Source organism: Azohydromonas aeria, assembly GCF_009760915.1.
GTDB classification, from domain to species: Bacteria; Pseudomonadota; Gammaproteobacteria; order Burkholderiales; family Burkholderiaceae_C; genus Azohydromonas; species Azohydromonas aeria.
The window spans coordinates 1-21,078 of sequence record NZ_VIDQ01000087.1; the positions used below are offsets into that span (position 1 = coordinate 1).

The following is a 21,078-nucleotide window of genomic DNA, read 5'->3' on the forward strand; positions in this document are numbered from 1 at the left end:
CGGCGCCCTGGCACTGCTGCGCCAGCGCCTGGGCCTTGGCCAGGGTGCGGTTGGCCAGGACGAATTCGGCCGGCTGCTGCGCCAGGAAGGGCAGCAGCGCGCCACGCGCCGCGCCACCGGCGCCCAGCATCAGCACCCGCTTGCCGGCCAGGCCGAAGCCCTGGTTGCGCTGGATGTCGTTGACCAGGCCGATGCCGTCGAAGTTCTCGGCACGGACCCTGTCGCCGTCGAAGGACAGCGCGTTGGCCGCGCCGGCCAGCCGTGCCGCCTCGGACACCTCGGTGGCATAGGCAAAGGCATCGAGCTTGAACGGCGCGGTGACGTTCACGCCCCTGGCGCCGGCGGCGCGGAACGCGTCCACCGTTTCCCTGAACTGCCCCAGCGGGGCTTCGAGCCGGGTGTACTCGATGTCCTGCCCGGTCTGGCGGGCAAACTCGGCGTGGATCAGCGGCGACTTGGAAAAGCCCACCGGGTTGCCGACGATGGCGTAGCGATCGGTCATGACGGGTCTCCTTCAGAGCTGGGCGACGGCGGCCTCGGCGTAGAGCACGCCCTCGGCCACCATGCGGTCGATGTCCTCGGCGCCATAGCCCAGGCTTTGCGCAATGGCGCGGTTGTGCTGGCCCATCAGCGGCGCGGGCACCGTTTGCTTCGTGTCGCAGTCCGAGAAGCGGATCGGCGTGTTGGGCAGCCTGACCTTGCCCAGCACCGGGTGCTCGTGCTCGGTGACGACCTCGCGGGCGATGATCTGCGGGTCCTGCAGCACCTCGTCGATGCGCTGCACCTTGGCGCAGGGCACGTCGATGGCGTCCAGCGCCGCCAGGCACTCGGACACGCTGCGTGCCTCGGTCCAGGCCCGCACCACCGGCAGGATCTCCAGCCGGTGCTCGTTGCGCCCGGCGGCGGTGTGGAAGCGCGTGTCGGCCGCGAAGGCCTCGCCGCCCACCAGAGCGGCCAGGCGCTTCCAGGCGTCGTCCACCTGCGCCGCGATCACCAGGTAGCCGTCGGTGGCGGTGAAGACGCCGTAGAGCGTGCTGGTGGGCAGGTCGTGGCCGGTCTGCACCGGCACTTCCTTGCCGCCGGAGAGCGTGTAGCACTGGATGGCGTACTCGTGCATCGACACCAGCGTGTCGTAGAGCGCCATGTCGATGTGCCGCCCCTTGCCGCTCTTGACGCGGCCCAGCAGCGCGGCACACACCGCGGCCACGCCGTGCGCGCCGGTGTAGAGGTCGCCCAGCGCGATGCGCAGCAGCGGCGGCGCCTCGCCGGGCTTGCCGACCATGGCCATGATCCCGCTCTTGGCCTCGGCGATGAGCCCGAAGCCGGCGCGGTGCGAGTCCGGGCCGGTGTGGCCGTAGGCCGACACCGAGCAATAGACCAGGCCCGGGTTGCGCGCGGCCAGCGCCTCGTAGCCCAGGCCCAGCCTGTCCAGCGCGCCGGGGCGGTAGTTCTCGACGAACACGTCGGCCGTGTCCACCAGCTTGTGCATCAGCTCCAGCCCGCGCGGGTCCTTGAGGTTGATGCACAGGCCCTGCTTGCCCATGTTCTGCTGCAGGTAGTAGCCGCTTTGCCCGTTGACGAAGCAGGCGTGCTGGCGCCCGGCGTCGCCGGTGGTCGGGCGCTCGACCTTGATGACCTCGGCGCCCATGGCAGCCAGGCAGCGCGAGAGGTAGGGGCCGGCCAGGAAGTGGCTGTAGTCGATGACGCGGATGCCGGCCAGCGGCAGCGCTTCGGTTGTGCTCATGGAATGCTCTTGAATCGTTGCGGGCGGGGATCAGGCGGCGGCCGGGCGCAGCGGGATCATCAGGCGGTGCTCGCCCTTCTGGACCACCTCGCCGCGCTGGTTGATCAGCTCCGAGGGCAGGATGACGATGCCCCAGCCGCGACGGCTCCTGCTCTGGCGCGCCGTGCCGACGCGGAACTTCACGCGCACCCTGTCGCCGAGCTTGATGGGCAGCACGAAGTCCCAGGTCCAGCCCATGGACATGCCCGGCTGGAAGCGCAGCGCGCTGCGGGTCTTCAGGCCATCGGCGATGGACAGGCCGAACAGGCCATGCGCGACGCGGGTGCCGAAAGGCGTGGTCCGGGCGTAGGCCTCGTCGGTGTGCACGGGCGTGAAGTCGCCGGTCAGCTCGGCGTAGGCCATCACGCGGGCCTCGGTCACCTCGTACTCGGGGCTGGTGCACTCGGCACCCACCTCCACTTCGTCCCAGTACAGCTCGGGCGTGCCGGGATTGGGGCTGTGGCTCATGTCTCGCTCCTTGGGGTTCGTGTCTTGGGTCGTGGAGGAATGCAGCCTCAGGCGCGCGGGTCCACCGCCAGGGCTTCGTCCACCGAGCGGCCGGTGGCCTGCAGGATTTCCACCGCTAGCCCGTCGGGCAGGCGCAGCCAGTTGCGGCCCTGGGGCATCTCGCTCACGCCGAAGGGCTTGGCGGTTTCCAGTGCGGCCTCCAGGTCGCTGGTCATCACGCCCAGGTGCGCCAGGCGCCCTTCCGGACCCTCGAAGCCCGGGTCCTGGATGAACTGCATGCCGCCGATGGTCCAGACCTGGCGCGGCGCCTCGGGGTCGCCATCGACCATGCGCGTGTCCATGCCCAGCACCTCGCGGAAGAAGCGCAGGTGCCACTGCAGGTCCTTCACGCGCACGGCCACATGCTCGACGTAGGAACGGGTGTTCGCCGTCATCGGGTGTCTCCTTGGAATTGGTTCAGGCAAGGTTCAGGCGGCTTGCAGCCGGCGCTCGATGCCCTTGATGCAGGCCACCAGCGTGCGGTTGACGGGCGTGGGCACGCCCAGGCGCTCGCCCTGGCGCACGACGGCGCCATTGATGAAGTCGACCTCGGTGATGGAGCCCTTCTCCAGGCTCTGCAGCATCGAAGTCTTGAACTGCGGCGGCAGCCCGGCGCTGGCCTTGAGCCAGGGCTGGTGCGGGTCCGTCATGGACAACCGCACCCCCTGGGCCTGGGCCACCGCGATGGCCTCGGCAACGGCGGCCAGCGCGGTTTGCTCGATCTCGGGCACGTCGTACAGGTCGCCATAGGTCAGGCCCGTGATGCCCGCCAGCGCGCCGGTGGCCACGTTGACCAGCAGCTTGTCCCACATCGTTCCGAGGATGTTGTTGCTGACGATGCAGCGCAGTCCGGCGGCCTCGAAAGCCTTGGCCACCGCCTGGGCGCGGAAGCTCAGCGTGCCGTCGAGCTCGCCGATGAGCGTCTCCTTGTCCTTGACGCCGATGCGCACCCGGCCCGGCGTCAGCAACACGCCGCCGACATAGGTCTTGCCCGCCATCACGCGCTCGCGGCCCACGACGGCGATCAGTTCGTCCTCGTGGCCCAGGCCGTTCTGCAGCGACATCACCACCGTGTCGGGGCCGACTATTGGGCCGGCCGCCTCGATCGCGCGCCGGGTGTCGAAGGATTTGACAAGCACGATGACGAGGTCCATCGGCTCCAGAGCGGCGCAACTGGTGGCGGCGTGGACCTTCACGCTGCGCTCCACGCCGTCTTCGACCAGGCGCAGGCCGTCGCGGTTCATGGCCTCCACGTGCGCGGCGTTGCGCGTCACCAGCGTCACTTCGCAGCCGCCCTCGGCCAGCACGCCGCCGATCGCGCATCCCAGGGCGCCAGCACCCAGCACACAGATCTTCAAGTTCATTCCTCGTCGCTTGCTGCTGCCCAGGAGCAGCGGATGACCGCAACGATAGGCACCGACGGAGGTGCTGGCAATTCAATGCAGGCAATACACTCCATTGCCTTTTGCAATGCAGAACACCACTTTCCCATGAGCACTGACGAGGCGCCTCTGCCGGACATGAAGCTGCTGCGCCTGTTCGAGCTGCTGTACGCCACGCGCAGCGTCACGCGCGCCGCGGAGCAGCTGGGGCAGAGCCAGCCTACGGTGAGCATCTGGCTGGGCCGGTTGCGGGAGTTGCTGCACGACCCGCTGTTCGTGCGCACGCCCGCGGGCATGCAGCCCACGCCGCGGGCGGAGGCGCTCATCGGCACGGCGCGGGAAGCGCTGGCCTGCGTGCGGCGGCTGGCCGAAACCGCGCCAGAGTTCGATCCGGCGCAGGCGCAGCGGCGGTTTCGCATCTGCATGACCGACGCCAGCCACGTCACGCTGCTGCCGCAGCTGCTCGCGCACGTGCGCGCCGTGGCGCCGGGGGTTCGGCTGGAGGCAGCGCGCATCGACGCGGACACCGCGCGTGCGCTGGAGGCTGGAGATGCCGATCTGGCCATCGGCCTGGTGCCGGGGCTGGAAGCGGGCTTCTACCAGCAGACCCTCTTCGCGCAGGACTGGGTCTGCCTGGCCAACCGCCGCCACCCGCGCCTGGCCGATGGGCGGCTGACGCTGCGCCGCTACGAGGCCGAGCCGCACGTGGCCATCGCCTCGGGCACCGGCTACCAGTTGCTCGCCGCGACACTCAAGGAACGCAACATCACGCGCGACGTACACCTGGAGTTGCCGGGCTTCCTGGGCCTGCCCGCCATCGTCTCCACCACCGATCTCGTGGCCACGCTGCCGCGCCACATCGGCGAGACCTTGGCGCGCACGGCAGATCTGCTGGTGCTCAAATGCCCGCTGCCCATCCCTGGCTTCGAGGTCAAGCAGCACTGGCATGCCCGCTTCCACCACGACGCAGCCAACCGCTGGCTGCGCGGCGTGTGTGCGGCGCTGTTCATGCAGGAAGGCAGACCTTGCAAGGTCATGGCGCATCCAGGCAGGTGATGGAGGCCGCGCGCCGGCATTGCGCCAGGCAATAGGCACATGTGCCCTGCCGCATCGACAAGGCCGGGTACCCACCCTTATGGTGCGGCTCGCCCGTTCCCGCCGGCCCAAGCCGACCCCTTGCAGATGCTTTACATCCTCTCCATCACCGTCCCGATCTACCTTCTGATTGCCCTGGGCTACCTGGCCGGCCGCCAGGGCTGGTTCACCAAGCCGGAAATGCGGGTGCTGGGCCGCTTCGTGATCCAGCTGGCGCTGCCCTCGCTGGTGTTCCAGGCGTTGGCGCAACGCAAGTTCACGGAGATCCTCAACGCTGACTACCTGCTGGCCTATGCGTTGGGCTCGTTGCTGGTGATGGGCGCCGCGTGGTTCCATGCCCGTCGCGTGAAGGGGCGCAGCCCGGCTTTCAGCGCCCTATACGGTATGGGGGCAAGCTTTTCCAACAGCGGCTTTGTCGGCTATCCCATCGTGCTGCAGCTCCTGGGCCCGGTCGCGGCGGTGCCGCTGGCGCTGTGCATGCTGGTGGAGAACGTGCTGCTGTTGCCGCTGACGTTGGTGCTTGCTGATCAGTCGTCGGGGTCCAGGGCCTGGCACAGCACGTTGCGACAGACGCTACTGCGGCTGATACGCAACCCTCTCATCATCGCCATCGCCGCTGGCCTGGCCGTCTCGCTGCTCGGTCTGTCGCTTCCCGCGCCCGTGGCAAAGGCCGTGGGTCTGATGGCCAGCGCATCGAGCGCGGTAGCCTTGTTCGTCATCGGTGGCTCGCTGGTGGGACTGCAGTTGCAGGGACGGCTGCGCGACGTGGGCGCGATCGCGTTTTCCAAGCTGGTGCTGCACCCGCTGGTGGTGCTGGGGCTGCTGCTGCTGTTGCCCATCGACGCAGCGCTACGCACCGCGGCGCTGGCCTTCGCTGCCATGCCCATGCTCAGCATTTATCCGATCCTGGCACAGCCCTACGGCGAGGAGAGCCTCTGCGCGGCCGCGCTGCTGCTGACCACGCTGCTGTCCTTCGTCACCATCAGCGTCTGGCTGTGGCTGGCAGCGCACCCGATGGGGTGGGTGGTGAGCTGAGGCGCTCCCATCCAACGCCGTCACCGGATCACGAGCCAAGCGCTTCACGCTATTGGCCGATCCAGCGAGGTGAGCGCTTTTCAGCGAAAGCCCGGGGGCCCTCCTTGGCATCCTCGCTGGCCAGCATCCGCTGCGCCAGCGGATAGTCCTCGTGCATCGTCGCGGCCAGATTCGCGTGTGCAAGGCTTTGCAGCATCACCTGCTTGGATGCCTGGACCGCCAGCGGCGCACAGGCCAGGATTTCGCCAGCCAGCGCCCGGGCGCACTCCATGAGCATTGGGGCCGGCACCACATCGTTGAGCAGCCCGATGCGCCTGGCTTCCTGCGCGTCGATACGGCTGCCGGTGAGCACCAGCGCCATGGCATCCTTCATTGGAATTTGCCGAGGCAGGCGCTGCAGCAGTCCACCGCCCAGGGCTGCCAGACCCACGCGCGGCTCGGGCAGGCCAAACTCGGCATGCTCGGCCGCGACAGCGAGGTCGCAGGCGGCAACGATCTCGAGCCCCCCACCCAGGCACAAGCCGTTCACGGCAGCAATGATCGGCTTCCAGAGATCGAAGCGATGGGTGATTCCGGCAAAACCCGTGGAGGGCTTGGTGTGGTCGCCGCTCGCCGCCAAGGCTTTGAGATCGGTACCGACACAGAACGCTCGCTCGCCCGCCCCCGTGACAATGCACACCCGCAACTGCGGATCCGCGGCATAACGGTCGAACGCGTCGGCCAGTTCATGGTGCGCCTGTGGATGCATGGCGTTGAGCACTTCGGGCCGGTTCAGCGTCAGCGTGAGCAGCGCCCCTTCGGTCTGGTACAGGCAATGTCGATAGCTTTGCGGATTCATGTTGGACGCCGTCGTGGAGAAACGACGCGGCAGAGCCGCCTCGAACTGGCGCCACGATAGGCCCGCAGCCGCCGTGCAGTCCATGCAATGCAGGCAATGCCGCCCATTGACGCAAGCCAATGAACGTCCATGCGGTTACTGCTATTCGCGCTCCGGGACCCTTGACCCAGATACGCGCGAACGCTGGAACAGCTCGCTGCAAAGGCCGCGCAGCCACTGGTTGCCAGGATCTTGGTGGTAGCGCACGTGCCAGTGCTGCTTGACTGCAAAGGGCGGCACCTTCACAGGACACGCGAAGGTCCGCAGGTCGGCATTCCTGGCCAGCGTCTCACCGATCAATCGCGGCAACGTGGCGACCAGCTCGGTATCCGCCAGAACCGCCGAGAGCCCCAGGAAGCCGGGCAGCTGCAGCAAGATGCGGCGCGTGATGCCGGCTTCCTTGAGCGACGCGTCCAGTTGAAGGTGGCCCACGCCTGAGGCGATTCCCACGTGAGCCTCGCGCTGGTACGCCGCCTTGGTCAGCGTGCGCTGAATTCTCGGATGCTTGCCGCCGACCACGCAGATCCAGTCCTGCTCATACAAGGTCTGCTGGTAGAACCCCGACTCCAGTTCCGGCAGGAAGCCCAGTGCGAGATCGGCCTCGCCGGATTCAAGCTGCTTGGCCGTGGTGCTGTCGATGCGAATAGCCTCCAGCCGCACCTGGGGTGCAACGCTGTTCACCCTGGAGAAAAGCCGTGGCAGCAACGTGGTGTGACTGGCGTCGGTCATGCAGATACGAAAGGTGCGCTTTGCCACGGCCGGGTCGAAGGTGGGCTCGGTCGCTGTTAGCTCACGAATCAGCTCAAGCGCATTGCGGCATTTGCCAATCAAGACATCAGCACGAGGCGTGGGCTGCATGCCGGATGGCGTGCGCACGAACAGCGGATCTCCCATCAACTCACGCAGCCGAGCCAGCGCGACGCTGACGGTGGGCTGCGTCAGGCCCAGCTGCTCGGCACTGCGCGTGACGCTGCGCGTGCTGTAGAGCAGGTCGAAGAGGCGCAGCAGCTTCACGTCGATCAGTGCGGTTTCATCGTCAACTGGCGAGCCCATTTAAAAAACGCAATGTGGTGTATTGCATTCATTGTATGGACCGTATCTCCGGGACTGCCTATCGTTCGCTGCCAAGAGGTGTCATACCCGCAGCAAGGAGACAAGATCGTGTCGCAGCCCGTTATGCCGCTGGCCGGCGTCCGCGTCATCGACTACAGCCACTTCCTGGCCGGTCCCTACATGTCCAGGTGCCTGGCAGCACTTGGCGCCGATGTCATCAAGGTCGAGCGCCCGACCACCGGCGACGCCGGGCGACAGCACGCCTACATGTTGGACGGCCACAGTGGCTATTTTCTGCAGCAGAACATGGGAAAGCGCGGCTTGTGCGTGGACCTCAAGGACCCGCGCGGCCTGGAGCTGATGCACAAGCTGGTGGACACGGCTGACGTGTTCGTCGAGAACTACCGTCCCGGCGCGCTGGACAAGCTGGGCCTGGGCTACAAGGCGCTCGCCGCGCGCAATCCGAGGCTGGTGTACTGCTCGGTGTCAGCCTATGGGCATACCGGGCCCTGTGCCACACAGGCGGGCTTTGGGCTGATTGCCGAGGCCAAGTCAGGGGCCATGGCGCAGATGGGCCACCCAGGCGAGCCGCCGCCCTTGCTGCGCATGCCTATCGCCGACATGTACACCGGCATCCATGGCGTGGCATCGGTGTGCGCCGCCCTGCTCGCCCGTGCGCAAACGGGTCTGGGCCAGCACATCGACCTGGCGTTGTACGACTGCATGGTGTCGATGCACGACTTCGCCATCCAGGCCTACACGATGAGCGGCGGCCAAGAGATACCGCAGCAAGTCGGCCACGACCTGCCCAGCGCGACCGTCTACGGGGTCTTCGCGGCCCGCGACGGCTACCTGGTGATCGCGGCGCAGGTCGATGAGAACTGGAAGCGCCTGGCCCAACTCGTGGGCGGCAACGAGCTCGCCAGCGACGCCCGCTTTCACTCCACGACGGCACGCAACGCCCACCGCGAGGAGGCACTGCGGCTCGTGCGCGACTGGTGCATGGCTCAGGCATCGACCCGGGCGTGCATCGAGCAACTGGAGGCCGCCGGCGTGCCTTGCGCTGCGGTCCAGCGCATCGACGAGGTCGTGGCCGATCCGCAAGTCCAGGCGCGCGGCATGTTGATCGAACAGCAGCACCCGGCGCTGGGCAAGGTCACGTTGCCGAACCTGCCCTTCCGGTTCTCGGGCTTCCAGGCACCCGTGCCCAGCCTGGCGCCGGAGCTGGGCGCCCACAACAGCGAGATCGCCGCCTCGCTGGGCTACGCCGACTCGGACATCGAACGCCTGAGGCAAGACGGCGTGCTCTACGAGGCCCATGCCTTGGAGACCGCGGCAGTCAGCTGACGACCGCTACCCACCACACATCCATCAGGCAACGTCCTCTTGCCACAGAACCAGTCCAAACGGAGACAAGGCATGAAACTCAAGTCCCTTTTCGCAGGCGTCTTTTCCCTGGGCCTGCTGCTGGCCAATGCCGGCCATGCAGCCGAAATCCGGGAGCAAACCTTCAGGTTCTCGCTGCAGCCGCCCAAGGGCACGTCGCAGTACGAGGGCAGCAAGCGCTTTGCCGATCTCGTCCACGAGAAGAGTAAGGGCAAGATGACGGTGAAGGTCTATGAAGGCGGAACGCTCGGCAACGACGCAGCAGCGCTGTCGGCCTTGCAAGGCGGCACCATCCATTTCCTACTGACCTGGACCGGCAACATCTCGTCGATCGACAAGAGCTTCAGCATCTTCGACTTCCCGTTCATCTTCACGTCCTACGAGCAGGCCGACAAGGTGGTGGACGGGCCTGTTGGGGCGAAGCTCTTCGCCAAGCTGCCGGCCAAGGGCTTGCGAGGGCTGTCCTATGCGGAGCTGGGATTCCGCCACATCCACAACTACCGCCGCCCCATCAACAAGGCGGAAGACATCGAGGGCCTGAAGATCCGCGTGCCCAACTCGGCGCTCTACACCGAATTCATGAACACGCTGGGTGCCAACGGGTTGCCCCTGCCGTTCACGGAGCTGTTTTCCGCGCTGGAGACGAAAGCCGTGGATGGCGCGACAAATCCCACGGACAACATCGTCTCGACGAAGATCTACGAGACCCAGAAGTATCTTTCGCTGACCCGTCACATGTACGGCGTGATGGCGTTCGTGATGAGCGGCAAGGCATGGGACAAGCTCAACGACGATGAGCGCGGCGTCATCATGGCAGCAGCCCGCGAGGCCGGTGTCTACCAGCGCAAGGTCTCTCGCGAGATCGACGTGGCCAACACCGAGTTCCTGAAGAAGCACCTGAAGGTCAACGAGGTCCCCGCTGCTGAACTGGCCAAGATCCGTGACAAGTCCAAGCCTGTCGTGGACAAGTGGAGCAAGGAAGTCGGCACCGACCTCTACAACGAGCTGCTTGCTGAAGTGAAGAAGGCGGAGTCGCCCAAGTAAGTCGGATCACGACCCGGGCCCGGCCGCCAACGATGCCGGCCAGCAGTGAATTTTCAACCAGGGCGGCTGCGGCCGCCCTTGCCACGTCCACCCCATCTCGGCAGCACTCATGACGCCTTCCATCCCTGTGAACGTTGCGCAAGGCAAGCTGCTTCTCGGCCTGATTGGCGCAGGCATTCAGCATCCGCTCACGCCTGCGATGCAGGAAGAGGAAGCGCGCCACCACAGCCTGCGCAGGCACTAGCAGCTCATAGACCTGGACACCACCAAGTCCGGCCCCACGCTGCTCGCCGCCATACGCACCATCGGCTTTGCCGGGCTGAGCATCACCTTCCCCTGCAAGCAGGCCGTCATCCCGCTGCTGGACGAGCTCTCCGACGAGGCGCGCGCCATGGGGGCGGTCAACACCGTGGTGCACCGCGACGGCAAGCTCATCGGCCACAACACCGACGGCTGGGGCTGATCCTGGAACTTCCAGCGCCAGCTGCCCGATGCCGACCTCTCGCGCGTGCTGCTGGGTACCGGCGGCGCGGGCTCGGCCATCGCGCACGCGGCGCTGCCCATGGGCGTGAAGGAACTGCGTCTCTACAACGTGGACCCGGCGCGATCCCAGGCGCTGGCCACTGAGCTCAACCGCCAGTACGGCGCGGGACGCGCCGTGGCCGCGGCCGACATCGCCGACGCCTCGGGCCCGATACACGCCACCCCGATGGGCATGGACAAGATGCCCGACCTGCCCTTGGCCGGGAAGCTGCTGCGCCCGGACCTGTACGTGTTGGAGGTCGTGTACTTCCCCATCGACACCGCGCTGCTCAATACCGCGCGGCAGGGGCTGCCGCACGGTGGGCGGCGGCGGCGGCGGCGGCATGGCCGTGGGCGCCTTCACGCTCTTCACCGGGCAGGAGCCCAATGCCGCGCGCATCGACGCCCGCTTCCGCCGCCTGCTGGCCGAACGCCGTCCTCTTGGATCAGACCTGCGAAACAGAAATACCGATTGTCGCGATTTTCTCCTCGCGCAGTCAGTCCACCGCCTTGACCATCTCCTCCACGACCTTCTTGGCGTCGCCGAACACCATCATGGTCTTGTCCATGTAGAACAACTCGTTGTCCAGGCCCGCGTAGCCCGCGGCCATCGAACGCTTGTTCACGATCACGGTCTTGGCCTTGTAGGCCTCCAGGATCGGCATGCCGTAGATTGGGCTGCCCTTCTGGAGTGCGGCCGGGTTCACCACGTCGTTGGCGCCCAGGATGATGGCCACGTCGGCCTGCCCGAACTCGCCGTTGATGTCTTCCATCTCGAAGACCTGGTCGTAGGGGACCTCGGCTTCGGCCAGCAGCACGTTCATGTGGCCCGGCATACGGCCCGCCACCGGGTGGATGGCGTACTTCACCGTGATGCCCTTGTGCGTGAGTTTTTCCGCCAGTTCCTTCACCGCGTGCTGCGCGCGCGCCACGGCCAGGCCGTAGCCCGGGACGATCACCACGGTTTCCGCGTTGCCCAGGATGAAGGCCGCGTCGTCAGCGCTGCCGCTCTTGACGCTGCGCTGCTCCGTGCTTCCTTGGGTGGCTGCGGCCGCATCACCGCCGAAGCCGCCCAGGATCACGTTGAAGAACGAGCGGTTCATGGCCTTGCACATGATGTAGCTCAGGATCGCGCCCGAGGAGCCCACCAGCGAGCCGGCAATGATCAGCATCGAGTTGTTGAGGCTGAAGCCGATACCGGCTGCCGCCCAGCCCGAGTAGCTGTTGAGCATCGACACCACCACCGGCATGTCGGCGCCGCCGATGGGGATGATGATCAGCACGCCCAGCACGAAGCTGAGCGCCAGCATCACGAAGAAGGCCGGCCAGCTCTCGGTGAACGTGAACACCAGCCCCAGCGCGATGGTGGACAGCCCCAGCACGAGGTTGAGCAGGTGCTGCCCCGGGAACACCACCGGCGCGCCCTTGAACAGCCGGAACTTGTACTTGCCCGAAAGCTTGCCGAAGGCGATCACGGAGCCGCTGAAGGTGATGGCGCCGATGGCCGCCCCCAGGAACAGCTCCAGCCGGTTGCCCGCCGGGATCTGGCTGCTCTTGGCCGTGATGCCGAAGGCCCAGGGCTCGGCCACGGCGGCCACGGCGATGAACACCGCCGCCATGCCGATCATCGAGTGCATGAAGGCCACGAGCTCGGGCATCTTGGTCATCTGCACGCGGCGGGCCATCACGGTGCCGGCGCTGCCGCCCACCAGCAGCCCGATGAGCACCCACACCAGAGAGGAGGCGCCGGCGGTGCCCAGGTCCTCGGCGAGCTTGAGGATCAGCGCCGCGGTGGTGACCACCGCGATGCCCATGCCCGTCATGCCAAAGACGTTGCCGCGAATCGACGTGGTGGGGTGGGACAGGCCCTTCAAGGCCTGGATGAAGCAGACGCTGGCCACGAGGTACAGCAGCGTGACGAGGTTCATGCTCATGAGAGACTCTCCGAGTCCAGTTTGTGGGGTTCGTCATGCGTCGCGTTCGCCCCGGCGAACCCCCAGGTCAACCCATGGACCGCAACCCACACGATGAAAAGCAACATGCCAGCGCTCCAGTGGGTTGCCATGCCGATCGCCAGTCCAAGCACTGACCCAGCAAACAGTGAAAGGCAGAGGTGACACCGCGCGAGCTTGTCCATGGCGCAGATCCTGATGGGAGCGTTAATGCGCCGGCTGGGCCACCGCGGTGGCGGGCTTCTTGTCTTTCTTCTTGAACATCTCCAGCATCCGCCGCGTCACGAGGAAGCCGCCGAAGACGTTGACCGCGGCCAGCGCCACGGCCAGTACGCCCATGCTCTTGCCCAGAGCTGTCTCGGTCAGCGCGGCGGCCAGCATCGCCCCGACGATGACGATGGCCGAGATGGCGTTCGTGACGGCCATCAGCGGCGTGTGCAGCGCGGGCGTGACGGTCCACACCACGTGGTAGCCCACGTAGATCGACAGCACGAAGATGATCAGGTTGATGATCGTGTGTGAGACTTCCACGGCTTACCCCTCTCTGGTGACCTGTCCGTCGCGTGCCATCAGGCACGCGGCCACGATGTCGTCGTCCATGGGCACGTTGACTGCGGTGGCGTCCTTGGGGCAAATGAGCTTCAGGAAGTCCAGCACGTTGCGCGCGTAGAGCGAGGAGGCATCTGCCGCCACCAGCGCGGGCAGGTTCGTTTCTCCGACGATCGTCACGCCGTGCTGCAGCACCGTCTGCCCCGGCACGGTGAGCGCACAGTTGCCGCCGTTGGCCGCTGCGAGGTCCACGACCACCGAGCCCGGCCTCATGGACTGCACCATTTCTGCGCTGACCAGCTTGGGCGCCGGACGGCCCGGGATCAGCGCGGTGGAGATCACCACGTCGGCCGCCGCGACGCGCTTGGCGACTTCGGCGCGCTGGCGCGCCAGCCAACTCTCGGGCATCGGCCGCGCGTAGCCGCCCACACCCTCGGCCGCTTCCTTCTCCTCGGCGGTCTCGTAGGGCACGTCGATGAACTTCGCGCCCAGCGACTCGACCTGCTCCTTCACCGAGGGGCGCACGTCCGAAGCCTCGATGACGACACCCAGCCGCTTGGCCGTGGCGATGGCCTGCAGCCCCGCCACGCCCACGCCCAGGATCACCACGCGCGCGGCCTTCACGGTGCCCGCGGCCGTCATGAGCATGGGAAAGAACTTTTGGTAGCGGTCGGCCGCGATGATCACAGCCTTGTAGCCTGCGATGTTGGCCTGCGAGCTCAGCACGTCCATGCTCTGCGCGCGCGTGGTGCGCGGGGCGGCCTCCAGTGCGAAGCCGGTGACGCCGGCTGCGGCCAGGCGCTCCAGCCCTTCGCGGTCGAAGGGATTGAGCATTCCGACCAGCGTGGCGCCGCGCTTCATTAGCGGCAGCTCCTCTGCGGAGGGCGAGCGCACTTTGAGGACCAGGTCGCACCCGAAGGCGGTCTTGGCGTCCACGATCTCTGCGCCCACGGCGGCGTAGGTTGCGTCGGGCGCCGCAGCGGCGGTGCCGGCACCGGACTGCACGAAGAGTTGGTGGCCCTGGCCTTTCAGTTTCTTGGCGGTTTCGGGCGTGACCGCGACGCGGGTTTCGCCGGTCGCCGTCTCCAGCGGTACTCCGATCAACACGGGCTTGTTCCTCTCTACTGTCTCCAAAAACCGAGTAACTTCGGGACAACAGACGTCCTCGTTGCCATCGACAACAACCCCCTTCCCGCGTTCGCCGCTCAGCCAGCGGCCATGCTCAGGGCCTATTGGCTTTGAGCCTGACCCGAAGGCTGGACTATTTCATTCAAGTTCGCGGCCGGCTGCCGCATGCGAAAGGTCCCTTGAGCCACGGCAGCCAGTCCACCGTCTTCATTGAGAATTCGGCCCTCGCAAAACGCGCAGCCGCCGCTCATGTGCAGCAAGCGGCCTTCGGCCGTGAGCCGCCCCCGGGCCGGCGCCACGAAGCTCACGTTCAAGTTCACGGTGCCCGCGGGTGGCCGCTCGGGTGCAGCGCTGCGCCATGCCAGGCTGAGCGCCATGTCAGCCAGCGTTGCGATGACTCCACCGTGTGCCACGCCGCGCCGGTTGGTATGGCGTCCGTCGATATCAAGCGTGATCAGTGCGCGACCGCTTGCCCACTCAAGGACCTGGATGCCCAGATCGAGAGAAAATGGCGAGTCGGCGGGCAGCACCACACCAGTCAGGCCTTGGTTCATGGCACGGCGTCAATCCAGGCGCGCGCCCGAAAGCTTGACCTTGCTCATGGCCAGTTCCCGGTCACGCACGAGGAACTGCGAGAACTCTTGAGGCGAGTCGGCCACCGGCTCAAGAGCAAAGGTATCGAGGTTGGCCTTGCGGAACTTCTCGTCCGCGACGATCGTACGCACGTCGGCGGCGACCTTGTCCCTGATGGCCGCAGGCAGCCCGGACGGAGCGATCAGGCCGTAATAGAAGCTGGCCTGCATCGTGGGGAAGCCTGCCTGCGCGAAGGTCGGCACATTGGGCAGGCTCTGCGCCCTCTTGTCGCCAGAGATCGCCAGCACCTTGATCTTGCCGCTCTCGACGAATGGCATCACTACCGAGACGGCGCCGATGGTGGCCTGGACTTGGCCGCCAAGCATGTCCTGCAAGGCTGGCGCCAGACCCTTGTAGGGCACATGCACCATGTTGAGCTGGTTTTCCTTGGCGAACCAGGCCATGGACAGGTGCGTCCCGTTACCGACTCCTGATGAGCCGTAGCTCACCTTGTCAGGGTTGGCGCGGACGTAGGCGACGAAATCCTTGAGCGTGTTCGCCGGTACCGAGTTGGAGACGGCCAGTGCCATGTTGGAAATGGCCACCCGCGTGATCGGCGTGAAGTCCTTGAACGGATCGTAGGACAGCTTCTGGAACAGGTAGGGGTTCAGTGACAGCGTCGGGTCGGTTGCCAGCATCAAGGTGTAGCCATCGCCGGCGGCTTTCGCGACCTGCGATGCGGCAATCACCTCGTTGCCGCCGGGCCGGTTGTCGACGATGACCTGCTGCCCCCAGACGGTCGACAGGCGTGAGGCCAGCGCGCGGCCCAGCGCATCGACCGGCCCGCCCGCCGCATAGGGGATCACCATGCGCACAGGCTTGGATGGGTAGGTATCGGCGTGCACCAGGCCACATGCGCCCAGCGCGAAGCTGGCGATGCCCAGCATGGCGAATCTTCTTTGCAGCTTCATGATGTCTCCTTGTCGTGGGCGGCGCAGCCGCGCCGCAATGGATGAAGCGTTCTCACACGCCCAGTTCGGACACAAACTTCGTGCTCAGATAGGCCTCGAGCCCCTCGGTGCCGCCTTCGCTGCCATGACCGCTGTCCTTGACGCCACCGAAAGGTGTCTCCGGCAAGGCAAGGCCAAAATGGTTGATCGAGATCATTCCGCTCTCCAGCTCGGCGGCGATGTCGATCGAGGTCTTGAGCGAGCGCGTGAACACGAAGGCTGAGAGGCCGAATGGCAGGCTGTTGGCACGCTCCACGACCTCGTCGAACGAAGAAAATCGGAACATTGGTGCAATTGGTCCGAAGGGCTCCTCGTACGCAATGCGCGCGTCATCGGGCACGTCCACCAGCGTGGTCGGCGCAAAAAAGTGGCCCTTGCGCTCCAGACGCGCACCGCCAGTCAGTACCCTGGCACCGCGCTGCTGCGCATCCTGGACAAACGATTCCATCGCCTCGACCCGGGGGCGCTTGGTCAGCGGCCCCATCTGGGTAGCCTTGTCGGAGCCGGGCCCCACCACCAGGGTGCTGGAGCGTTTGACGAAGGCCTCTACGAAGCGATCGTGGATGTCCTCATGGAGGTAGAAGCGCGACGGTGCCGCACATACCTGGCCGGCGTTGCGATGCTTCAGCGCCACGGCTGCGGCAACCGCGGAGTCCAGGTCGGCGTCCGCAAACACGATGAAGGGCGCGTGACCGCCCAGCTCCATGGTCGTGCGCTTCATGTGCTGGGCCGCCAAGGCACCCAGATGCTTGCCCACGGGCACCGAGCCGGTGAAAGACACCTTGCGGATGACCGGCGAGGGGATCAAGTGCTGGGATACCTTCTGCGGTTCGCCGAACACGAGGTTCAGCACACCCTTGGGCAGATCGGCATCGGCGAAGCAGCGCACGAGCTCCACACACGCTCCCGGGGTTTCCTCGGGCGCCTTGATGACGATCGAGCAGCCCGCGGCAAGAGCACCTGCGATCTTGCGCACAGCCTGGTTGACCGGAAAGTTCCAGGGCGTGAAGGCCGCGACCGGGCCGACGGGTTCGCGCAGCACGCTGGCGCGCACCGAGGCCTGGCGCGGCGCAATCACGCGTCCGTACGCGCGCCGGCCCTCCTCGGCATACCACTCGATGTGGTCCGCCGCGGCCTTGGCCTCCATCAGCGCCTCGGACAGCGGCTTGCCCTGGTCCAGCGTCATGACCTGGGCCAGCCGCTCATGGCGCTCGCGCACCAGCGCGGCCACCCGCCGCAGCGCGGTGTAGCGCTCGTGAGCCGAGGTCCGCTTCCAGTTATGGAAGCCGCGCTGCGCGGCAGCCAGCGCATGGTCCAGTTCAGTGGCTCCGGCCAGCGGCAGTTCAGCCAGTACCGACTCGTCGGCAGGGTTGATCACCGGCTGCGTGCCGCCACTGGCCGCCGCAATCCATTCGCCGTCGATGTAAAGAGCCAGTTTCGTGTACATGGCAGGTCGCTCCGTGGTGCTGAATTGGTTTTCAATGTACACCGGTTGATGGACTTTTTCAACTATCTTCCACCGTTGAGACACACTGACCTTCCATGTCCCGGGGATAAAATCGTGGACAGAGACAACAACCGCTCGGGTTTTCCATGACTGGGTCCAAACGTTCCACGTCGGCACCGAAGGTGATTACCGACCTCCTGTCCTCGAGGCTGCACTCGCTCGCAGGCCTGTCGGCTGCCAGTGCGTCACTGCGGGTCGAGCGCAAGTTCGGATTGACCCTGTTGGAATGGAGGTCCATTGCCATGCTGGGGGGGTTTGCGCCACTGTCCTTGAAGGAACTGGCTCGCCGCGCGGGCCTGGACAAGAGCTACGCCAGCCGTACGCTTTCCGGACTGATCGAGCGCGGGTTCGTGATCAGTGAGCGCAACGACGCCGATGCCCGTGGCGTCATGCTGCGGCTCTCCGATGAGGGGCGTGCGCTGTACGAGACGGTGTTCGCCGACGCCCTGACCCGAAACGAGCGGCTGCTGAGCCCACTGTCATCGGAGCAGCGCAAGCAACTCATGGAGATGCTTCGGGCGCTGACACACAGCGCCAAACGCGTGCTCGACGAAGAGCGGCGCATAGCGGCCGGCGAGGCAGCGGAAGATGACATCGTCCCGCCAACACACGCCAGGGCGGCCGCCAAGGCAGCCGCCGACAACGGCATCGACATGGACGAGGTGCGCTACCTCGTATCGCGCCTCAACGAACTGGTTGGGACAGACTGAGGCGCTCCTGGGGCGCCGTCGTGGAGCGGGTGGTCGTGACCGCCTGCCCTGCCGCCTGCTCCAGGCCGAGGATGAAGTCGGCGCAACGCTCGCCGATCATCACGCAGGGTGCGTTGGTGTTCCCGCTGACCACGGTGGGCATGATCGAGGCGTCGGCCACCCGCAGCCTCTCCAGCCCGATCACTCGCAGCTCTGGATCCACCACCGCCATCCGGTCCTTGCCCATCTTGCAGGTGCCTGAAGGGTGGTAGACCGTCTTGACGGCATCGCGGGCGTACCGCTCGAGCGCGTCATCCGTAACCATGTCGTCCTTGCTCGGCGCCAGCTCCGTAAAGCCCAGTTCCCGCATTGAAGGAGCACGCAGAATCCTGCGTGAGGCCTTCAGGCCTCGCACCAACGTCTGCACGTCCTCGGTCGTTGTGAGATTGTTGGCCTCGAAGACCACGCGATCGGCAGCATCGCCGCTACGCAGCGAGATCTTTCCGCGGGAAGTGGGCCTCAGCACGCAGGGGTTGATCGACACGCCATGGCGCCCCATCGACTTGCGCTCCTCCGCGCTGACCAGTGCCGGAGTGACGTGGATCTGCACGTCCGGGCGGCCGCTGCCGGCCGTGTCGATGAAGCCGCCGCTCTCGACCACGTTGGAAGTCAGCAGTCCCGTGCGCGTGAGCAGGTACTGCAGTCCGTGGCGAGCGGCACGCAGGCCCTTGTCCTCGCCCATCATCGAGATGGGACGGTCGGTCACGCCGTAGACCGATGCGGTAACGTGATCCTGGAAGTTCTCCCCTACCCCGGGCAGGTCATGCGTAAGCGGCCGCTGCGCGGCGTCCTTGCCTAAACGCTCACGCCGTGCAAGGCCGAACGCAGCGGGCTGGCGGCGAAGTGCTGCTTCCACAGCCGTGGCGTGAGCTCGGCCACGCGTGCTGCCGGGTGCGTACCCACGCGCTGCAGCACGTCCACGAGGTAGGTGTACGGGTCGATGCCATGCAGCCGGCATGTCACGATCAAGCTCTGCACGATGCCCGCGTGCTGGGCGCCGACTTCGGTCCAGCAGAACAGCCAATTGCGCCTGCCCATCGGGATGGCCCTGAGGGCGCGCTCGAGGTGGTTCGTGTGTGTGCCTTGCAAAGGCACGGTTGATCCGTCGGTGAAAGTCCGACCCGGCCAACTCTCGCTCCGGCCGGAAGCACAAGGAGCGGTCCAGGAGGTAACGAATGGGCTGAAGCACTGCTTGAAAAGGCCTCGAAAGGAGGCCAGCAGGCCATGCGGGCCGCAACGTGAGTGAACACTGAGCAGGCCTCGAAAAGTCATCGTGGATGCCGACCCGCCATACAAACGGGGAAGGCCGTCGGCGGCGCCGAAGCGAGCGTGAAGAGCAGGTGCCGCGTCCACCGGGGTAGTGGTGGCAGCACGCATGGGTACAGATCGACCGTGCAACAAGGGAAGTCCGTGGTGGTGATCGACCGGCAGTTGATCAACGACGACCTCGTGAGGGGTGGAGTCGGCCGCTGCGGATGGCGGATGGGGGCGTAGTAGTGATGAAGCCGGGTAACGCTGGTGGAGCGAAGGCCCCCTGTTCCGAGGCGAACGTACAAAATGGGAAGAGCCCGGGGATTGGCGCGAGCCTACTAACCCTGCCTGATTCGGTTCGAACCCTGCAGAGTGCGTTGCGGGCGAAAGCCAAGAGCGAAGCAGCCTACCGGTTCTACAGTTTGTGGGACAAGGTGTGCCGCGAAGACGTCCTGTCCGAAGCTTATCGACGCTGCCGCGCAAACCGCGGTGCGCCGGGGGTGGACGGCCAGACCTTCGAGCGCATCGAGGAACACGGCTTGGGGCTTTGGCTGCAAAGACTACGGCAGGAGCTGCGCACCAGGCAGTACAGGTGCGCGCCCCTGCGGCGTGTATGGATTCCCAAGGCAACCGGCGGGCAGCGCCCGCTGGGCATTCCGACCATCCGCGATCGTGTCGCGCAAATGGCGGCGCTGCTGGTTCTCGGACCGATCTTCGATGAAGACCTGTTCCCCTGGCAGTACGGCTTCCGCGAAGGCATGGACGCCAAGATGGCGCTGCGTCGCATCCACTTCGGCATTGCCCAGCGTGGTGCGCGCGAAGTGGTAGACGCCGACCTCTCGGACTACTTCAACACGATCCCGCACGGGACCTGCTGCGCTGCGTTGCGCGGCGGGTTGCCGACGGGACGGTACTGGCGGTGATCCGCCAGTGGCTCGACGCACCGGCGGTCGAGCGTGCCGACGACGGCGGAGAAATCCGCACGACGGTGGCGCGCGACACCAACCGTGGCACTCCGCAAGGGGGTGTCATCTCGCCTTTGCTGTCCAACCTGTACTTCCGCCGCTTCATGCTGGCGTGGTACCAAGGTGGTCACGCACGGCGGCTGCAGGCCGAAGTGGTCAATTACGCAGATGACTTTGTCATCCTTTGCCAACCTGGCAAAGGGGAGGAAGCCATGGCGACGATGCGGCGGCTGATGTCCAAGCTTGGCCTGACAGTCAACGAGAAGAAGACCCGACTGGTCAAGTTGCCCGAGGAACGATTCGACTTCCTGGGATACACCGTGGGCTGGTTCTACGGATTCCGAGGCCGGCCCTACTGGGGCACGGCGCCGTCGATGAAGTCCATCAAGCGCCTGAGGAAGCGCATACACGACGAGACGACCAGGCGGTGGAGCGCCACAAGGCCCAAGGAACGGGTTGAAGAACTCAACCCCATCTTGCGCGGCTGGGCGAACTACTTCAGTCAAGGACCGGTGAAGGAAATTTACCGCTCCATCGACGACTACACCGCCCGACGTCTGCGGATCTGGCTGCGAAAACGCAGCGGCAAGCAGGGAACGGGGTACCGCCAATACTCCGACCAGTACCTCTACTTGAAGTTGGGGCTGATACGCCTGCGGCCGTTCGAACGCAACCGCTCGAAAGCGAAGGCCTGATGCGTCGGAAGAGAG

The 21,078-nt window shown here is 66.0% G+C and carries 21 protein-coding genes and 3 pseudogenes; 8 read left to right on the plus strand and 16 right to left on the minus strand.

Annotation, left to right across the window (positions count from 1 at the left end; genetic code table 11):
- The 5 genes and pseudogenes from aroE to FJ694_RS30910 form a co-directional block, all read right to left on the minus strand.
- Nucleotides 1–502, minus strand: a pseudogene (gene aroE / locus FJ694_RS30890) (shikimate dehydrogenase); the annotation flags it as partial.
- Between the two features lie 12 nt (nucleotides 503–514).
- Nucleotides 515–1,744 carry a CaiB/BaiF CoA transferase family protein gene (locus FJ694_RS30895; protein ID WP_157271377.1) on the minus strand — a complete coding sequence of 410 codons (1,230 nt, stop codon included), beginning with the start codon at nucleotides 1,742–1,744 and terminating at the stop codon, nucleotides 515–517.
- 30 nt (nucleotides 1,745–1,774) lie between these two features.
- Nucleotides 1,775–2,251 (minus strand): MaoC family dehydratase, encoded by a 477-nt coding sequence (locus FJ694_RS30900; protein WP_157271378.1) that lies wholly within the window; start codon nucleotides 2,249–2,251, stop codon nucleotides 1,775–1,777.
- 47 nt (nucleotides 2,252–2,298) lie between these two features.
- The gene (locus FJ694_RS30905) at nucleotides 2,299–2,685 is read right to left on the minus strand and encodes a VOC family protein (RefSeq protein ID WP_157271379.1); all 387 of its coding nucleotides are present in this window, start codon (nucleotides 2,683–2,685) and stop codon (nucleotides 2,299–2,301) included.
- A gap of 33 nt (nucleotides 2,686–2,718) precedes the next feature.
- Nucleotides 2,719–3,648, minus strand: a complete 930-nt coding sequence (locus FJ694_RS30910; protein ID WP_157271399.1) for a ketopantoate reductase family protein — start codon at nucleotides 3,646–3,648, stop codon at nucleotides 2,719–2,721.
- A 132-nt stretch (nucleotides 3,649–3,780) separates the two neighbouring features.
- Between FJ694_RS30910 and FJ694_RS30915 the strand changes: the two genes are divergently transcribed.
- Together FJ694_RS30915 and FJ694_RS30920 are read left to right on the plus strand one after the other, a co-directional pair.
- Nucleotides 3,781–4,728 carry a LysR family transcriptional regulator gene (locus FJ694_RS30915; protein ID WP_157271380.1) on the plus strand — a complete coding sequence of 316 codons (948 nt, stop codon included), beginning with the start codon at nucleotides 3,781–3,783 and terminating at the stop codon, nucleotides 4,726–4,728.
- A gap of 126 nt (nucleotides 4,729–4,854) precedes the next feature.
- Complete coding sequence (locus FJ694_RS30920) at nucleotides 4,855–5,802, plus strand: AEC family transporter (RefSeq protein WP_157271400.1); 948 nt, start codon at nucleotides 4,855–4,857, stop codon at nucleotides 5,800–5,802.
- Nucleotides 5,803–5,851: 49 nt separating this feature from the next.
- Here FJ694_RS30920 and FJ694_RS30925 read toward each other — a convergent pair whose 3' ends face one another.
- Together FJ694_RS30925 and FJ694_RS30930 are read right to left on the minus strand one after the other, a co-directional pair.
- Nucleotides 5,852–6,640 carry an enoyl-CoA hydratase-related protein gene (locus tag FJ694_RS30925; RefSeq protein ID WP_157271381.1) on the minus strand — a complete coding sequence of 263 codons (789 nt, stop codon included), beginning with the start codon at nucleotides 6,638–6,640 and terminating at the stop codon, nucleotides 5,852–5,854.
- Nucleotides 6,641–6,781: 141 nt separating this feature from the next.
- Nucleotides 6,782–7,732, minus strand: coding sequence for a LysR family transcriptional regulator (locus FJ694_RS30930; protein ID WP_157271382.1), 951 nt, complete (start codon nucleotides 7,730–7,732; stop codon nucleotides 6,782–6,784).
- Between the two features lie 123 nt (nucleotides 7,733–7,855).
- Between FJ694_RS30930 and FJ694_RS30935 the strand changes: the two genes are divergently transcribed.
- From FJ694_RS30935 to FJ694_RS30945, 3 genes and pseudogenes are all read left to right on the plus strand, one after another.
- A complete protein-coding gene (locus tag FJ694_RS30935) occupies nucleotides 7,856–9,079 on the plus strand; it encodes a CaiB/BaiF CoA transferase family protein (RefSeq protein ID WP_198321092.1) in 1,224 nt (407 codons plus the stop codon).
- Nucleotides 9,080–9,151: 72 nt separating this feature from the next.
- Nucleotides 9,152–10,162, plus strand: coding sequence for a DctP family TRAP transporter solute-binding subunit (locus tag FJ694_RS30940; RefSeq protein ID WP_157271384.1), 1,011 nt, complete (start codon nucleotides 9,152–9,154; stop codon nucleotides 10,160–10,162).
- A 109-nt stretch (nucleotides 10,163–10,271) separates the two neighbouring features.
- Nucleotides 10,272–11,112: pseudogene (locus FJ694_RS30945) on the plus strand (shikimate dehydrogenase); the annotation flags it as partial.
- Between the two features lie 69 nt (nucleotides 11,113–11,181).
- Here FJ694_RS30945 and FJ694_RS30950 read toward each other — a convergent pair.
- From FJ694_RS30950 to FJ694_RS30980, 7 genes are all read right to left on the minus strand, one after another.
- On the minus strand, nucleotides 11,182–12,618 hold the full coding sequence (locus FJ694_RS30950; RefSeq protein WP_157271385.1) for an NAD(P)(+) transhydrogenase (Re/Si-specific) subunit beta: 1,437 nt from the start codon (nucleotides 12,616–12,618) through the stop codon (nucleotides 11,182–11,184).
- A complete protein-coding gene (locus FJ694_RS30955; RefSeq protein WP_157271386.1) occupies nucleotides 12,615–12,821 on the minus strand; it encodes a hypothetical protein in 207 nt (68 codons plus the stop codon). The genes FJ694_RS30950 and FJ694_RS30955 overlap by 4 nt, the downstream gene beginning before the upstream one ends.
- A 22-nt stretch (nucleotides 12,822–12,843) precedes the next feature.
- Nucleotides 12,844–13,167: an NAD(P) transhydrogenase subunit alpha part 2 gene (locus tag FJ694_RS30960; RefSeq protein ID WP_157271387.1), complete on the minus strand. Its 324-nt coding sequence runs from the start codon at nucleotides 13,165–13,167 to the stop codon at nucleotides 12,844–12,846.
- A gap of 3 nt (nucleotides 13,168–13,170) precedes the next feature.
- Entirely contained in the window at nucleotides 13,171–14,292 is a 1,122-nt protein-coding gene (locus FJ694_RS30965; RefSeq protein WP_157271388.1) for a Re/Si-specific NAD(P)(+) transhydrogenase subunit alpha, read from the minus strand.
- A 122-nt stretch (nucleotides 14,293–14,414) separates the two neighbouring features.
- Nucleotides 14,415–14,867 carry a PaaI family thioesterase gene (locus FJ694_RS30970; protein ID WP_157271389.1) on the minus strand — a complete coding sequence of 151 codons (453 nt, stop codon included), beginning with the start codon at nucleotides 14,865–14,867 and terminating at the stop codon, nucleotides 14,415–14,417.
- Nucleotides 14,868–14,876: 9 nt separating this feature from the next.
- On the minus strand, nucleotides 14,877–15,857 hold the full coding sequence (locus tag FJ694_RS30975) for a Bug family tripartite tricarboxylate transporter substrate binding protein (protein ID WP_157271390.1): 981 nt from the start codon (nucleotides 15,855–15,857) through the stop codon (nucleotides 14,877–14,879).
- A gap of 52 nt (nucleotides 15,858–15,909) precedes the next feature.
- On the minus strand, nucleotides 15,910–17,343 hold the full coding sequence (locus tag FJ694_RS30980) for an NAD-dependent succinate-semialdehyde dehydrogenase (RefSeq protein ID WP_157271391.1): 1,434 nt from the start codon (nucleotides 17,341–17,343) through the stop codon (nucleotides 15,910–15,912).
- Between the two features lie 182 nt (nucleotides 17,344–17,525).
- Between FJ694_RS30980 and FJ694_RS30985 the strand changes: the two genes are divergently transcribed.
- Nucleotides 17,526–18,113, plus strand: coding sequence for a MarR family winged helix-turn-helix transcriptional regulator (locus FJ694_RS30985; RefSeq protein WP_157271392.1), 588 nt, complete (start codon nucleotides 17,526–17,528; stop codon nucleotides 18,111–18,113).
- Here FJ694_RS30985 and FJ694_RS30990 read toward each other — a convergent pair.
- Together FJ694_RS30990 and FJ694_RS30995 are read right to left on the minus strand one after the other, a co-directional pair.
- On the minus strand, nucleotides 18,088–19,008 hold the full coding sequence (locus FJ694_RS30990) for a GMC family oxidoreductase (protein ID WP_157271393.1): 921 nt from the start codon (nucleotides 19,006–19,008) through the stop codon (nucleotides 18,088–18,090). The two genes, FJ694_RS30985 and FJ694_RS30990, sit on opposite strands and share 26 nt — an antisense overlap.
- A pseudogene (locus tag FJ694_RS30995) lies at nucleotides 18,948–19,226 on the minus strand (transposase domain-containing protein); the annotation flags it as partial. The gene FJ694_RS30990 and the pseudogene FJ694_RS30995, both read right to left, overlap by 61 nt.
- Nucleotides 19,227–19,780: 554 nt before the next feature.
- Here FJ694_RS30995 and FJ694_RS37690 point away from each other — a divergent pair.
- On the plus strand, nucleotides 19,781–20,326 hold the full coding sequence (locus tag FJ694_RS37690) for a reverse transcriptase family protein (protein ID WP_198321091.1): 546 nt from the start codon (nucleotides 19,781–19,783) through the stop codon (nucleotides 20,324–20,326).
- Nucleotides 20,323–21,063: a group II intron maturase-specific domain-containing protein gene (locus tag FJ694_RS37695; protein ID WP_259373188.1), complete on the plus strand. Its 741-nt coding sequence runs from the start codon at nucleotides 20,323–20,325 to the stop codon at nucleotides 21,061–21,063. Before FJ694_RS37690 ends, FJ694_RS37695 begins: the two co-directional genes overlap by 4 nt.
- Nucleotides 21,064–21,078 lie beyond the last annotated feature (15 nt).

What these genes read in the sequence shown, in the direction of transcription:
- FJ694_RS30905 (WP_157271379.1), bottom strand. Translation starts at nt 2,685, where the DNA reads ATGACGGCGAACACCCGTTCCTACGTCGAGCATGTGGCCGTGCGCGTG.
- FJ694_RS30980 (WP_157271391.1), bottom strand. Translation starts at nt 17,343, where the DNA reads ATGTACACGAAACTGGCTCTTTACATCGACGGCGAATGGATTGCGGCG.
- FJ694_RS30925 (WP_157271381.1), bottom strand. Translation starts at nt 6,640, where the DNA reads ATGAATCCGCAAAGCTATCGACATTGCCTGTACCAGACCGAAGGGGCG.
- FJ694_RS30920 (WP_157271400.1), top strand. Translation starts at nt 4,855, where the DNA reads ATGCTTTACATCCTCTCCATCACCGTCCCGATCTACCTTCTGATTGCC.
- FJ694_RS30900 (WP_157271378.1), bottom strand. Translation starts at nt 2,251, where the DNA reads ATGAGCCACAGCCCCAATCCCGGCACGCCCGAGCTGTACTGGGACGAA.
- FJ694_RS30940 (WP_157271384.1), top strand. Translation starts at nt 9,152, where the DNA reads ATGAAACTCAAGTCCCTTTTCGCAGGCGTCTTTTCCCTGGGCCTGCTG.
- FJ694_RS30895 (WP_157271377.1), bottom strand. Translation starts at nt 1,744, where the DNA reads ATGAGCACAACCGAAGCGCTGCCGCTGGCCGGCATCCGCGTCATCGAC.
- FJ694_RS30975 (WP_157271390.1), bottom strand. Translation starts at nt 15,857, where the DNA reads ATGAAGCTGCAAAGAAGATTCGCCATGCTGGGCATCGCCAGCTTCGCG.
- FJ694_RS30930 (WP_157271382.1), bottom strand. Translation starts at nt 7,732, where the DNA reads ATGGGCTCGCCAGTTGACGATGAAACCGCACTGATCGACGTGAAGCTG.
- FJ694_RS30955 (WP_157271386.1), bottom strand. Translation starts at nt 12,821, where the DNA reads ATGGACAAGCTCGCGCGGTGTCACCTCTGCCTTTCACTGTTTGCTGGG.
- FJ694_RS30970 (WP_157271389.1), bottom strand. Translation starts at nt 14,867, where the DNA reads ATGAACCAAGGCCTGACTGGTGTGGTGCTGCCCGCCGACTCGCCATTT.
- FJ694_RS30950 (WP_157271385.1), bottom strand. Translation starts at nt 12,618, where the DNA reads ATGAGCATGAACCTCGTCACGCTGCTGTACCTCGTGGCCAGCGTCTGC.
- FJ694_RS30915 (WP_157271380.1), top strand. Translation starts at nt 3,781, where the DNA reads ATGAGCACTGACGAGGCGCCTCTGCCGGACATGAAGCTGCTGCGCCTG.
- FJ694_RS30935 (WP_198321092.1), top strand. Translation starts at nt 7,856, where the DNA reads ATGCCGCTGGCCGGCGTCCGCGTCATCGACTACAGCCACTTCCTGGCC.